The sequence below is a fragment of the Streptomyces sp. JJ36 genome (assembly GCF_021696945.1).
Classification (GTDB): Bacteria; Actinomycetota; Actinomycetes; order Streptomycetales; family Streptomycetaceae; genus Streptomyces.
This window is the reverse complement of record NZ_JACYHE010000077.1, coordinates 1-13,082: the sequence shown is the minus strand read 5'-3', so window position 1 is coordinate 13,082 and position 13,082 is coordinate 1. Positions and strand designations below refer to the sequence as shown.

General features: G+C 75.7%; 12 protein-coding genes. 7 read left to right on the top strand and 5 right to left on the bottom strand.

Annotated features, from left to right (window positions below; translation table 11 throughout):
• Positions 1-44: 44 nt before the first annotated feature.
• From HOY81_RS22745 to HOY81_RS22725, 5 genes are all read left to right on the top strand, one after another.
• A complete protein-coding gene (locus HOY81_RS22745; RefSeq protein WP_237322472.1) occupies positions 45-602 on the top strand; it encodes a cysteine dioxygenase family protein in 558 nt (185 codons plus the stop codon).
• Positions 602-1,834: a YeiH family protein gene (locus tag HOY81_RS22740; RefSeq protein WP_237322470.1), complete on the top strand. Its 1,233-nt coding sequence runs from the start codon at positions 602-604 to the stop codon at positions 1,832-1,834. Before HOY81_RS22745 ends, HOY81_RS22740 begins: the two co-directional genes overlap by 1 nt.
• Before the next feature lie 283 nt (positions 1,835-2,117).
• Positions 2,118-3,911, top strand: coding sequence for a DEAD/DEAH box helicase (locus tag HOY81_RS22735; RefSeq protein WP_237322468.1), 1,794 nt, complete (start codon positions 2,118-2,120; stop codon positions 3,909-3,911).
• Between the two features lie 356 nt (positions 3,912-4,267).
• Positions 4,268-4,912, top strand: a complete 645-nt coding sequence (locus HOY81_RS22730; protein ID WP_237322467.1) for an IclR family transcriptional regulator — start codon at positions 4,268-4,270, stop codon at positions 4,910-4,912.
• Between the two features lie 57 nt (positions 4,913-4,969).
• Positions 4,970-5,785 (top strand): S16 family serine protease, encoded by an 816-nt coding sequence (locus HOY81_RS22725; protein ID WP_237322465.1) that lies wholly within the window; start codon positions 4,970-4,972, stop codon positions 5,783-5,785.
• A gap of 63 nt (positions 5,786-5,848) precedes the next feature.
• On the opposite strand, the gene HOY81_RS22720 is transcribed toward HOY81_RS22725, so the two are convergent.
• The 4 genes from HOY81_RS22720 to hppD all read right to left on the bottom strand — a co-directional run bounded on the left by HOY81_RS22720 (position 5,849) and on the right by hppD (position 10,497).
• A complete protein-coding gene (locus HOY81_RS22720; RefSeq protein WP_237322463.1) occupies positions 5,849-6,496 on the bottom strand; it encodes a class F sortase in 648 nt (215 codons plus the stop codon).
• A gap of 80 nt (positions 6,497-6,576) precedes the next feature.
• Positions 6,577-7,416 carry a DUF4397 domain-containing protein gene (locus tag HOY81_RS22715; protein ID WP_237322461.1) on the bottom strand — a complete coding sequence of 280 codons (840 nt, stop codon included), beginning with the start codon at positions 7,414-7,416 and terminating at the stop codon, positions 6,577-6,579.
• A gap of 443 nt (positions 7,417-7,859) precedes the next feature.
• On the bottom strand, positions 7,860-9,227 hold the full coding sequence (locus HOY81_RS22710) for an FAD-binding oxidoreductase (RefSeq protein ID WP_237322460.1): 1,368 nt from the start codon (positions 9,225-9,227) through the stop codon (positions 7,860-7,862).
• 124 nt (positions 9,228-9,351) lie between these two features.
• Positions 9,352-10,497: a 4-hydroxyphenylpyruvate dioxygenase gene (gene hppD / locus HOY81_RS22705; protein ID WP_237322458.1), complete on the bottom strand. Its 1,146-nt coding sequence runs from the start codon at positions 10,495-10,497 to the stop codon at positions 9,352-9,354.
• Positions 10,498-10,640: 143 nt separating this feature from the next.
• On the opposite strand from hppD, the gene HOY81_RS22700 reads away from it, so the two are divergent.
• A complete protein-coding gene (locus HOY81_RS22700; protein WP_237322456.1) occupies positions 10,641-11,114 on the top strand; it encodes an Lrp/AsnC family transcriptional regulator in 474 nt (157 codons plus the stop codon).
• A 36-nt stretch (positions 11,115-11,150) separates the two neighbouring features.
• Here the strand turns inward: HOY81_RS22700 and HOY81_RS22695 are convergent, their stop codons facing one another.
• Entirely contained in the window at positions 11,151-11,621 is a 471-nt protein-coding gene (locus tag HOY81_RS22695) for an SsgA family sporulation/cell division regulator (RefSeq protein WP_237322454.1), read from the bottom strand.
• Positions 11,622-11,908: 287 nt separating this feature from the next.
• Between HOY81_RS22695 and HOY81_RS22690 the strand changes: the two genes are divergently transcribed.
• Positions 11,909-13,082, top strand: a 1,174-nt coding sequence (locus HOY81_RS22690; RefSeq protein ID WP_237322452.1) for a DUF2510 domain-containing protein, incomplete at its 3' end; no start/stop codon positions are given.

Here is a 13,082-nt window from a genome sequence, read left to right as displayed (position 1 = left end):
ACCGTCGTTGGACGTGATGACCGGGCCGCCGTCACGCTCCCCCCATGGCTTCCCTCACCTCGAACGGCACCGAGCGCCTGGCCGCTCTCGTCGCGGACATCCGCGAGGCGGTGGGGCGCGGCCTGCCGCCGGACGTCACCGCCTACCTGGTCGGCGAGAAGCTCGCCCCCCACCTGGGCACGGAGGGCCTGCTCACCCCCGAGCAGTGCGAGGGCGACCCCGGCCACTACCGCCAGCACCTGCTGCACGCCGAGAGCGACGGCAGCTTCTCCGTCGTCGCGCTGGTCTGGCTGCCCGGCCAGCGCACCGCCGTGCACGACCACGTCTCCTGGTGCGTCACCGGCGTCCACCGGGGCGAGGAGCACGAGCGCCGCTACCGCCTGATACCGGCGGCCGGGACCGGTGAGCCCGCGCGGCTGGTCGCCACCGAGGACGTGGTCAACCCGCAGGGCGCGGTGTGCGGTTTCGCGCCGCCCGGCGACATCCACCGGGTGTGGAACGGCTGTGCGCGGAAGGCGATCTCCCTGCACGTCTACGGCGCCGACATCTCCCGTCTCGGCTCCAGCGTCCGGCGGGTCTACGAGCTGCCGGCCGACCGCTGATGGCGCTGCTCGGCGAGCGTGGCACCCGGCGTGCCGGGCGTCCCTCCGCGTCCGGCACGAACGCCGCGCCCGGCACGAAGCCCGCCCCCGGCCCGCAGGCCGGGCCCGCGCCGGGCGCCCCGGGCCGCCACGGTCCCGGGACCGGTGATCCGGAACCCCGTGAGCCCGGCCCCCGCCGCCCCCGCACCCTCCCCGGGCTCGCGCTGGCCGTGGCCGGGGTGGCCGCCGCCTGGGGCGTGCACCTGCTGCTCCCCGCCGTCCCGATGCTCAGCACGGCGCTGCTGCTGGGCCTCGCCGCCGCCCACCTTCCCGGCGCCCGCGGCTTCGTCCGCGGGACCGGGCGCCCCGGCCTGACGCTGGCCGGCAAGCGGCTGATGCGGCTCGGCGTGGTGCTGCTCGGGCTGGGGCTCGGCCTGGACGACGTGCTCGGGCTCGGCTGGGAGACCGTCGTCATGGTGGTGCTGGTGGTCGCGGCCACCCTCGCCGGCACCTGGTGGCTCGGCCGCCGGCTGGGTCTCGGCGGCGACCAGCCGCTGCTCGTCGCCACGGGATACGCCGTCTGCGGCGCCTCGGCCATCGGCGCCGTCGCCGAGGTGCGCCGCAGCGAGGAGCGGGACGTCGCCACCGCGGTCGCCCTGGTCACGCTCTGCGGCACCCTCGCCGTCGCCGTGCTGCCGCTGCTGCACGGCCCCCTGGGCCTGACGGACGCGCAGTTCGGGCGCTGGGTGGGGGCGGGCGTGCACGACGTGGGGCAGGTGGTGGCGACCGCGCAGACCGCCGGCGGCACGGCGCTGGGCGAGGCGGTCCTGGTGAAGCTGCTGCGGGTGGCGATGCTCGCCCCGCTGGTCGCGGCGGTCGCGGTGGCCGTGGCGCGCCGGTGCCGGGAACGCGCGGCCGCACCGGACGGTACCGGCGGCACCGGCCGGGCGGACGCCGGTGCGCCCCCGGTCTCCGGCCGCGCGGGCCGCCCGCTGCCCGCGCCGGTCCCGCTCTTCGTGCTCGGGTTCCTGGCCCTGGCCGCCGTACGCACCACCGGCGCCGTGCCGCACGCCGCTCTGGAGGCCGCCGGGTTCGCCAAGGAGGCGCTGCTCGGTGCCGCTCTCTTCGGGCTGGGCAGCGCCGTGCATCTGCCCTCCCTGGCCCGTACGGGCGTACGGGTCGCCGCGCTGGGCCTGGGTGCCTGGGTGGTGATCGGCGGCGCGTCGTACGCCGGGGTGCTGCTCACCACGTGACGCCCGGCGCCGGGCTCGTGCGGGACGAGAGGGGGCCGCACGACCCCGGCGCGCGGGCCCTGTCCGCAGCCCCTGCGCACGGGCACGGCACCCGGGCGGGGCGGCCGCCCGGTGTGAGCTGAGTCGCACCTGCGAGCGGTCCCCGGTGTTCCCCGCAGCCCCGCCGGACGGCGCGGGTACGCTGACGCGGTCGCCGTGACCGTAGGAGCCGCCCGACCGATGTGACCGCCCGCCCACCGACGCCCCGCACGACCGACGTGACCGCGTGACCGCGACGGAGACCGTGAGTACCACCACCTCCTCCTCCAGCCACCACCTCTCCCCGGCCTTCCCCGGCCGCGCCCCCTGGGGCACGGCCGGCAAGCTGCGCGCCTGGCAGCAGGGGGCCATGGACGCGTACCTGGAACGCCAGCCCCGCGACTTCCTGGCCGTCGCCACCCCGGGCGCCGGCAAGACGACCTTCGCGCTGACCCTGGCCTCCTGGCTGCTGCACCACCACGTGGTGCAGCAGGTGACCGTCGTCGCACCGACCGAGCATCTGAAGAAGCAGTGGGCGGAGGCCGCGGCCCGGATAGGGATCCGGCTCGACCCGGAGTACAGCGCGGGGCCGCTCGGCAGGGAGTACCACGGCGTCGCGCTCACCTACGCCGGCGTGGGCGTGCGCCCGATGCTGCACCGGAACCGCATCGAGCAGCGCAAGACGCTGGTCATCCTGGACGAGATCCACCACGCCGGGGACAGCCGGTCCTGGGGCGAGGCGTGCCTGGAGGCGTTCGAGCCGGCCACCCGGCGGCTCGCCCTCACCGGCACCCCGTTCCGTTCCGACACCAACCCCATCCCCTTCGTGGAGTACGCCGAGGACGCCGACGGCGTGCGCCGCTCCGTCGCCGACTACACCTACGGCTACGGGCACGCGCTCGGCGACGGCGTGGTGCGGCCGGTCATCTTCCTCTCCTACAGCGGCAACATGCGCTGGCGCACCAAGGCCGGCGACGAGGTCGCCGCCCGGCTCGGGGAGCCGATGACCAAGGACGCCGTCTCGCAGGCCTGGCGCACCGCGCTGGACCCGCGCGGCGAGTGGATGCCGGCCGTGCTGCGCGCCGCCGACCACCGGCTGGGCGAGGTCCGCAAGGCGATCCCGGACGCCGGCGGCCTGGTCATCGCCGCCGACCAGGACGCGGCCCGCGCCTACGCCAGGCTGCTCCGGGAGATCACCGGGCACCCGGCGACCGTGGTGCTCTCCGACGACGCCGGGGCCTCCCAGCGGATCGAGGACTTCCGCGGTGCGGAGGACCGCTGGATGGTCGCCGTCCGGATGGTCTCCGAGGGCGTGGACGTGCCCCGGCTGGCCGTCGGCGTGTACGCCACCACCATCTCCACCCCGCTCTTCTTCGCGCAGGCCGTGGGCCGCTTCGTCCGCTCCCGGCGGCGCGGCGAGACCGCCTCCGTCTTCCTGCCGACCGTGCCGGACCTGCTGACCTTCGCGCACGAGATGGAGGTGGAGCGGGACCACGTCCTGGACAAGCCGAAGAAGGGCGGGGACGAGGACCCGTACGCCGAGGAGGCCGACCTGCTGAAGGAGGCCGAGCAGCAGCAGGACGAGGACACCGGGGAGCAGGACCAGCTCCCCTTCGAGGCGCTGGAGTCGGACGCGGTCTTCGACCGGGTGATGTACGACGGCGCCGAGTTCGGCATGCAGGCGCACCCGGGCAGCGAGGAGGAGCAGGACTACCTGGGCATCCCCGGGCTGCTGGAGCCGGACCAGGTCCAGCTCCTGCTGCAGAAGCGGCAGGCCCGGCAGCTCTCGCACAGCCGGAAGAAGCCGGACGCGGAGGCGGACCTGCCGGAGCTGACCGCGGACCGGCGGCCCGTGGTCACCCACAAGGAACTGATGGAGCTGCGCCGCGAGCTCAACTCCCTGGTGGGCGCCTACGCGCACCAGAGCGGCAAGCCGCACGGGGTGATCCACACCGAGCTGCGCCGGGTCTGCGGGGGCCCGCCCGCGGCGCAGGCCACGGCCGGTCAGCTCGCTCAGCGCATCGCCAAGGTGCGGGAGTGGGCCACCCGGATGACGTGACGGGGGCGCGCGGTGCGCGTGCACGGCCCGCGCACGGCGGGGACTGCGCGCAGGGCGCGCACGGCGTGAACATCCCCGTCCGGGCCCCCGTACCGAGGCGACATAACGGGGCATAACGGAACAGCTTTGCCCGGATTCTGGACGGAGTCTTCCGGTCAGCGGTGCCGCTCGCTAAGTTTCCGGTCACGCACACGCCCCGTGGCAGCGCCGCCTCGGAGCGCAGCCGGTGACGTACCCGTACAGCCAGTGCCACTGCGACCGGCGGCTCTCTGCGTGGACGCGCACGCTGCCGACGTACCGGCGGCACCGCACCCCCGCGCCGCGACCGCCGGCACTCACCCGGAAGGGGGGGCGTCGTGACCGCGGAGACCTCACAGACGCTCGACAGAGGACTCAGAGTCCTGAAGCTGCTCGCCGACACCGACCACGGCCTGACCGTGACCGAGCTGTCCAACAAGCTCGGCGTGAACCGCACCGTCGTCTACCGCCTGCTCGCCACCCTCGAGCAGCACACCCTGGTACGGCGCGACCTCGGCGGCCGCGCCCGGGTCGGCCTCGGTGTGCTGCGGCTCGGCCGGCAGGTCCACCCGCTCGTCCGCGAGGCGGCGCTGCCCGCGCTGCGGGCACTGGCCGAGGAGGTCGGCGCCACCGCCCACCTCACCCTGGTGGACGGTGCCGAGGCGCTGGCCGTCGCCGTGGTCGAGCCGAGCTGGACCGACTACCACGTCGCCTACCGCACCGGCTTCCGGCACCCGCTGGACAAGGGCGCGGCCGGCCGGGCGATCCTCGCCGGACGCGGGCCCGACAGCGAGCTGGGCCCGGGGTACGTGCTCACCCACGGTGAGCTGGAGGCCGGGGCCAGCGGCGCCTCCGCCCCGCTGCTGGGCGTGACCGGCATCGAGGGCAGCGTCGGCGTGGTCATGCTCTCCGAGTCGGTGCCCCCGCAGATCGGCGAACGGGTCGTCGCGGCGGCCCAGGAGGTCGCCGACGCGCTGCGCTGACCGGGTACGGGCCCACCGGCGGCCGGGCGTCCCGGACCGGTGAACTAGATTCGCCCCATGCCAGCCTTCCGCCCCCTCCGGCGCTTCCACCCCTTCGGCACCCGCCGCCGCACCCTGGTGCTCTGCGCCCTGCCCGTCGTCGCGCTGCTCGCGGTCGCCGGCGCCGCCCCGCTGCCGTTCGCCGTCGCCCAGCCGGGCCTCACCGCGGACGTCCTCGGCGCGTACCGGGGGAAGCCCGTCATCACCGTCTCCGGCGAGCCGGTGCGGCGCACCGAGGGCGAGCTGCTGATGACCACGATCGCGGCCACCCCGCCGGACGCGGACGTACGCCTCGACGAGGTCGCCGGCGCCTGGTTCGACACCGACCGCGCCGTGCTGCCCCGGGACTCGGTCTACCCCGTCGGCGACACCACCGAGGAGATCCGGGAGCACAACACCGCCCAGATGCGCAGGTCCCAGGAGGCCGCGGTGACCGCCGCGCTGCGCGCCCTGCACCTGTCGCCGGACGAGGTGGAGATCGAACTGCGGCTGTCCGACGTCGGCGGCCCCAGCGCCGGCCTGCTCTTCGCCCTCGGCATCGTCGCCAAGCTGGACGGCGACGGCCGCGGCGAGGGCCTCACCGGCGGCCGCACCATCGCCGGGACCGGCACCATCGAGCCGGACGGCGACGTGGGGCCGGTGGGGGGCGTACCGCTCAAGACGCAGGCGGCGAAGCGGGACGGGGCGACGGTGTTCCTGGTGCCGCGTGCCGAGTGCGAGGACGCGCAGGCGGAGCTGCCGCAGGGCCTGCGGCTGGTCCCGGTCGCCACGCTGGACGGCGCCCTGGACTCCCTCCGTGCCCTCCGGGACGGCGGCCCCGTGCCCTCCTGCTGAGGGCCGGCTCCCCGCCGTACGGCCCCGGAGACCCGCCGTACGGCCCGGGTGGCCCCCGCGGGCTCAGGGTGCCGCGGCCGGCACCGCGGTCACCAGCAGGATCCGCTGGTAGCCCCCGCGTTCCGGGAGGAACGGGCCGGTGCAGGTGACGAGCGTCAGCGCGGACGGACCGGACCTCCGGAAGACCCGTGCCGGGAACCGCTCCTTGGCGACGGACCGCCGCGCCGTGACCCGGTAGTGTTCCCGGTCGCCGCCGGACAGCCGTATCCCGACCCGGTCGCCCCGCCGTACGGAGCGCAGCGCGGCCAGCGCTCCCAGGCCCCGGGAGCGCGAGTCCACATGGCCCACCAGGACCGTGGAGCCGCCGTCCGGCGCCGGGACGCCGCCGAACCGGTACCAGCCCACCCTCCGCGCGTCCCCGGGGACGGCGAGGTCGCCGCCGTCCGTCACCCCCACCGGGACCACCGTGGCGCGGACGCCGAGCCGGGGCAGCACCAGCCGCACCGGCCGTCGCTCCGCCCGCTCCTCCGGGGCGGTCCCGGGGCGTTGCTCCGCCGTGGTCCCGGCCCGCCGCTCCACCGCGGCGCCGTCGGACCGGGGGCCGAAGTCCCGGGGCTCGGGGGCCGGCCCGGCCGGCGCCAGCAGGGCACCGGCGCAGACGCCGCAGCCGCCGAGCAGCACCGTCCACCAGCCCGCTCTCCGTCGGGTCATCGTGCCTCCCCAGGCCGGGCCGTGGGCCCGGGACGGCTGTCCCGGACCCACGGCGCTCGGTCATCGACGCCCGGCAGCCGTCAGCGCCGCCGCAGCGTCAGCCGTGCCCCGGCCACCAGGGCCGCCAGCAGCGCGCCGGCGGCCAGGGCGTACCGTCCGGCGTCGCCCGTGCCGCTCCGGGCCGCCTGGCCGGTCTCGCCCGCGTCGGGGGCCCCGGGGGTCCCGGTGCCGGCGGACAGGTCCTGCACCTTGAGGGCCAGGTTGCCGTCGTCGGCGCTGCCCCAGGCGTACACCACCGTGTTGCCGCCCGCGGCCAGGTCGAGCTCGGCCGGGCCGATGACCACCTGCTCCGTGCCGGCGAGGACCACGTCCGCCTCGACGGTCCCGGCGGGCACCTCGGCGGACGCCTCCTTCGGGTTCTTCAGGCCCTTGAACAGCGCCTGGCCGTCGGCCCGTACGTCGACCGCGGGGGCGGCCGCGACGTGCCGCACGGTCAGGCGGGACTTGCCGGCGGGCACCTCGGACACGTCGTTGACGAACGCGTTGAGCGCCGGCTCGCCGTTCTCGGTCAGGTTCGCCACCACGGTGGCGTTGGCGCCCCCGGGGACGTCGACCTGCTTCTCCACCACCGGCTCGCCGGAGGTGGGAGCGCCGGCCTTGAAGATCTCGATGTCGTAGGAGCCTGCGGGCAGGGACAGGGGGTCGGTGAGCGTGCCGGGCTGGAAGTCCGGCAGCAGCTCCTCGCCGTTGGCGTAGACGTCCACCGGGGTTCCGGGGATGCCGTGGAAGACCGAGACGGTGGCGTTGCCGCCGTCGCCGCCGTTGCCGGCCGCCGCGGCGGACCCGGCGGGCAGCGCGGCGAGCGCCAGCAACGGGGCCGTGCCGAGGGCGAGTGCGGCGCGGAGGAGTCGTGGTGCCATGGTGCTCTCCTTCCTCTCGGTGCCGCACACGGAAGCCACCGCGGGAGGGCGGCGGGGCTTTCCGGCCCGCAGGGTCGGGGCTGCGGCGTCGCCGGGCGGAGCCCGGTACGGCGGCACGGGGACGGGCGGGCCGGGACCGTCCCGGCGGACCGCGGGGCGGATCGGAGGCCGGACCCGTCGTACGGGTTACCGACGCCTCGCCGGATCCCGGAGCGGCTCTCCGGCGGGGACCGGCACCGCCCGGGGACCACTATCCGGAGCCCCCTGAGGAGTCGCAACGCGGAACGGCGCCGGCGGCGCACCCGCCGGGCTGCGGAACCCGGGCGCGGAGGCCGCGTCACGGCCGCCCGCGGCGCCCGCCCGGACGTGCCACCCGGCTTCGCCGCCGCCCGCCGTTCGGGTGATACGCAGCCCCGCGGAGCACCCGCGGCCGGCGGGACTGCTCAGAAGAGCTTGCCGGGGTTCAGCAGGTTGTGCGGGTCGAAGACCTGTTTGATGCCGCGCTGCATCTCCAGCCCCACCGGCCCGAGTTCCCGGGCCAGCCACTCCTTCTTCAGTACCCCCACCCCGTGCTCGCCGGTGATCGTGCCGCCCAGCTCCAGGCCCAGGCCCATGACGGCGTCGAAGGACTCCCGGGCCCGGCGCGCCTGGTCCTCGTCGCCGGGGTCGAAGCACACCACCGGGTGGGTGTTGCCGTCCCCCGCGTGCGCGCAGGTGCCCACGGTCAGGCCGTGCTTCTCGCCGATCGCGGCCGCCCCCTCGAGCAGCGCGGCCAGCCGTCCGCGCGGCACGCAGACGTCGTCGATCAGCGTGCCCCCGGCGACCTTCTCCAGCGCCGTCAGCGCCAGCCGCCGTGCCGAGAGCAGCAGCTCCGACTCGGCCGCGTCCTCCGCGGGCACCACCTCGGTGGCCCCGGCAGCCCGGCACAGCTCCCCGACGGCCGCCAGGTCCCGGCCGGGATCGGCGGTGTCGAAGCCCGCCAGCAGCAGCGCCTCGGTGCTCTCCGGCAGGCCCATCCGCGCCATGTTGTTGACCGCGTGCAGCGTCGTACGGTCCATGAGCTCCAGCAGCGAGGGCGCGTGCCCCCGCTCCATGATCCGGCACACCGCCTCGCAGGCCGCCGCGGTGGAGCCGAACTCAGCAGCCAGGACCAGCTGTTGCGGCGGCTCCGGGCGCAGTGCCAGGGTGGCCCGTACGACGACGCCCAGGCTGCCCTCGGAGCCCACGAAGAGCCGCGTCAGGTCGTAACCCGCCACGCCCTTGGCGGTGCGCCGCCCGGTGGACATCAGCCGCCCGTCGGCGAGCACCACCTCCAGCCCCAGGACGTATTCCGCGGTGACGCCGTACTTGACGCAGCACAGCCCGCCGGAGCCGGTGCCGATGTTGCCGCCGATGGTGCACTCCTCCCAACTGGAGGGGTCCGGCGGGTAGAACAGCCCGTGCTCCCCGGCCGCCCGGGAGAGCCTCGCGTTGACCACCCCCGGCTCCACGACGGCGATCCGCTCCACGGGGTCGATCTCCAGGATCCGGTCCATCCGGAGCAGGGACAGCACGATGCAGCCGTCCCCGGCGTTGGCCCCGCCCGACAGCCCGGTGCGCGCTCCCTGCGGCACCACCGGGACCCGCAGCGCGGTCGCCGTGCGCAGCACGTGCTGCACCTGTTCCACGGTGCGCGGCAGCACCACCACCGCGGGTTCGCCCGCCTGGCAGAAACCGGCCATGTCGTGGGCGTAGGAGCGCAGGACGTCGGGGTCGGTGACGAGGCAGTCGTCCGGCAGTTCCCGCCGCAGCTGCTGAAGGAGCGCACTCATGTGAGCAGCCTGGCACCGGCGCGCGCGCAGGGCAACGAAACCGGCACGGCCCGGTCCCGGACGGTGTCCGTAACCGGGCCGTGGGCGGCCGTCCCTCCCCGGGCGTGCGGTGGCCCGGCGGGGTTCAGAGGTTGCCGCGCTTCTCCTGCTCGCGCTCGATCGCCTGGAAGAGCGCCTTGAAGTTGCCCTTGCCGAAGCCCATGGAGCCGTGCCGCTCGATCATCTCGAAGAAGACCGTCGGCCGGTCCTGGACGGGCTTGGTGAAGATCTGCAGCAGGTAGCCGTCCTCGTCGCGGTCCGCGAGGATCTTCAGCTCCCGCAGCTCCTCCAGCGGCACCCGGGTGTCGCCCACCCACTCGCCGAGGGTGTCGTAGTAGGAGTCCGGCACGTCCAGGAACTGCACGCCCGCGGCGCGCATCGTGCGCACCGTGGAGACGATGTCGTTGGTGGCCAGCGCGATGTGCTGGACGCCGGGCCCGCCGAAGAACTCCAGGTACTCGTCGATCTGCGACTTCTTCTTGCCCACGGCCGGCTCGTTGATCGGGAACTTCACCTTCTTGGTGCCGTCCGCGACGACCTTGGACATCAGCGCGGAGTACTCGGTGGCGATGTCGTCGCCGACGAACTCCTTCATGTTGGTGAAGCCCATGACCTCGTTGTAGAAGGCCACCCAGTCGTTCATCTTCCCGAGCTCGACGTTGCCGACGCAGTGGTCGACGGCCTGGAAGGTCCGCTTGGCGGGCGGGGCGACGAGCGGGGCGGCCTCGACGTAGCCGGGCAGGTAGACGCCCTGGTAGCCGGAGCGCTCCACCAGGGTGTGCCGGACCTCGCCGTAGGTGGCGATGGCGGCGAGCACCACGACACCGTGCTCGTCCTTCACCTCGTGCGGCTCCTCCAGCCCGCGCGCGCCGTGCTCGACCGCGTAGGCGTAGGCGGCCCGGGCGTCCGGCACCTCGATGGCGAGGTCCACGACGCCGTCGCCGTGCGCGGCGACGTGCTCGGCGAGGAACCGGCCGTGGTCCGTGGCCGGCTTGATGACCGAGGTGAACACGAAGCGGGCGCCCCCCGACTCGAGGACGTAGCTCGCGGTCTCGCGGCTCCCGTGCTCCGGTCCGGAGTAGGCCACCAGCTTCATGCCGAAGGCGGTCGAGTAGTAGTGCGCGGCCTGCTTGGCGTTGCCGACGGCGAAGACGACCGCGTCCATGCCGTTCACCGGGAAGGGGTCGGCCTGCCGGGCGGTGTTCGGGGTTGCATGCGTGGTCTCAGTCATGGCCGAAGGCTCCCCCTCCGCGACAAGGTGCGCAACACTTCGCTCGGGCGGTGCACAATGTGTTCAGTGCGGAGGGCCGCCTGGCGGCTGATCTGTGCAGTATGCTCAGCGGCGGTGTCACACAGGGCGACGGAGGGCTGCGCATGGCCATCGACCGGCTCGACGGCCGGCTCCTGGAACTCCTCGCCGAGGAGCCGCGCATCGGCGTCCTGGAGGCCTCGCGGCGGCTGGGCGTCGCCCGCGGCACCGTGCAGGCGCGGCTCGACCGGCTGCGCGCCTCCGGGGTGATCCGCGGCTTCGGGCCCGATGTGGACCCGGCGGCCATCGGCTACCCGGTGACCGCCTTCGCGACCCTGGAGATCAAGCAGGGCCAGGGGGCCGACGTACGCGCCCATCTGGCCACCGTGCCCGAGGTGCTGGAACTGCACACCACCACCGGACACGGCGACATGCTCTGCCGGCTCGTCGCCACCTCCAACGCCGACCTCCAGCGGGTGATCGACCGGGTGGTGGGCTTCGAGGGCATCGTGCGCGCCTCCACGGCCATCGTGATGGAGAACCCGGTGCCGTTCCGCATCGTGCCGCTGGTCCGGCAGGCCGCTCGCGACGACGGCTGAACCGGCGTACGCGCCCTTGGGGGGCACCCGGGGGGCTCACGCCCCCGGCTCGTCCGGCTCGTCCGCACCCGGCTCGGGCACCGCGAGGTCGTCCCAGGCGGGGAAGAGCAGCACCGTCAGTGCCTCGTCCAGTCCGAGCCGTTCGTGCTCGCGGCCCGGCGGCACCTCCCGCAGCGTGTGCTGCAGCCAGGCCGAGACCGCCGCGGTCGGGGCCTCCAGCAGGGCGTCGCCGTCCGGCGAGGCGAGCGCGAGGCAGACCGTCCCGCGGTCGCCGGCCCGCGTGGGCCACACCCGGACGTCGCCCTGCCCGCTCGGCCGGAACACGCCCTCGACCAGCAGGTCCCGTGCGAACGTCCAGTGCACCGGGGAGTCCGAGCCGATGTGGAAGGCGACGTGCACCGCGTACGGGTCGTCCGGGTGGTACGTGAACCGGGCGGGCACCGGAATACTCTGTTCCGGTGACAGCACCAGCCGCGTCTCGAGGTCGTGTTCGATGACGGTGTCCATGGGGGCGCCCTTTCGTCTCACGCTGCGCTGGGTCCCCCTTCCGGGGGCTTGCACACGTGAGACGCGGCACCCCGCGGATCGTTACACGGTTTCCCGGAACTCCCCGGGCGACCCCGTGACGGTCCCGCCGGCGGTTTTCGTCAGAAGGTGCTCAGGAGAGCCGGTGACCGGACACGCCGTCGGGCGGTTCTGGTAGATGTGGACTTCGCGCCGCTCCACCGCGCGACCGCGCGGCCCCGGTCGGGCCGCACCGACACGACGGTCGAAGAGATACGGGACCTGGACAGATGAGTTCCCCACCCGCAGGCTCCGCCCACGGAAGTCCCCTGCCCGGCTTCTACCCGGACCCCTCCATCCCCGGGTACATCCGGTACTGGAACGGCTCGGCCTGGGTGCCCGGCACCAGCCGCCCCGAACCCCGGGAGGGGGAGCCGCTGCCGGAACCGCCCGTCACGGGTGCGGGTGACGCGGGCGGCCCCCCCTCCGGGGCCCGGGTGCCGGCCGCCCGTACGGAGGAGCCCGCGCCGGCCGAGGAGACGGGCCCGGTCTTCCTGGACGCCGACGCGGCGGACATCCCCGGCGGCGCAGCCGATGACGGACCCGCCGTGGCCGCCGCCGGCGGCCACGGCGGGGCGGCCCTCCCCGAGGCGCGCCGGGGCGGGGAACCCGTGAGGACGGCGGGCGAGGGTGCCGCCGTGCCCGCGGGACCGGACGGCACACCCGGCGAGGCGCTCGACTGGGACGACCCGCGGCGCCTGCACGGCAACCGACCGGAACCCGCCACCGCCTGGCACGCCGACGCCGCCCGCCAGTCCGGCTTCGGCGACGACACCGACCACCGGGTCTCCTGGGGCTCCGTCCGGGACGAGGACGCCACGGGCCCCGCCCCGTCGGACCCGCGCGGCTCCTGGGCCGCAGCGCCCGGCCCCGGCCCGGGGCACCCGGGCGGCACCCGTACGGACGCCGCCGAGCCCGGCGACGCCGCGGCACCGGACGGCGCCGAGGACGCCCCGGAGCCCGGCGACGGCGGCACGGCCGCACCGCAGGGGCCCTCGACGGCGACCGTCGGCATCCGCCTGCCCCGCCCGGCCCGCGGACCCGGCGCCGGACGGTCCGAACCGACCGTGGGGCTGCGGCGCACCGATGTGCCCGGCCTTCCGGACCCGGGCGCCGGCGCGGACGCCTCCGCCCCGGCGCCCGGGAACGCCGAGCCGGGCGCGGGAGCGGCACGGCATGCGGCGGGCCCCGTCGACGGATTCGTCCCGCCCGGGAGCCCGGACGCTCCCGGGGGCGCCGCCGTTCCGGGCGCCTCCGCCGGGCCGGACCGGTCGGCGGGCCCCGACACCACGGCCCCGGACGCCCCCCGGGTGGCGGACTCCCCACCCGTCGCGGGCCCCGCCGCGCCGGGACGGGGCCCCGCGCCGGACGCCGGACAGGGCCGGCCCGCGGCCGCGCGGTGCC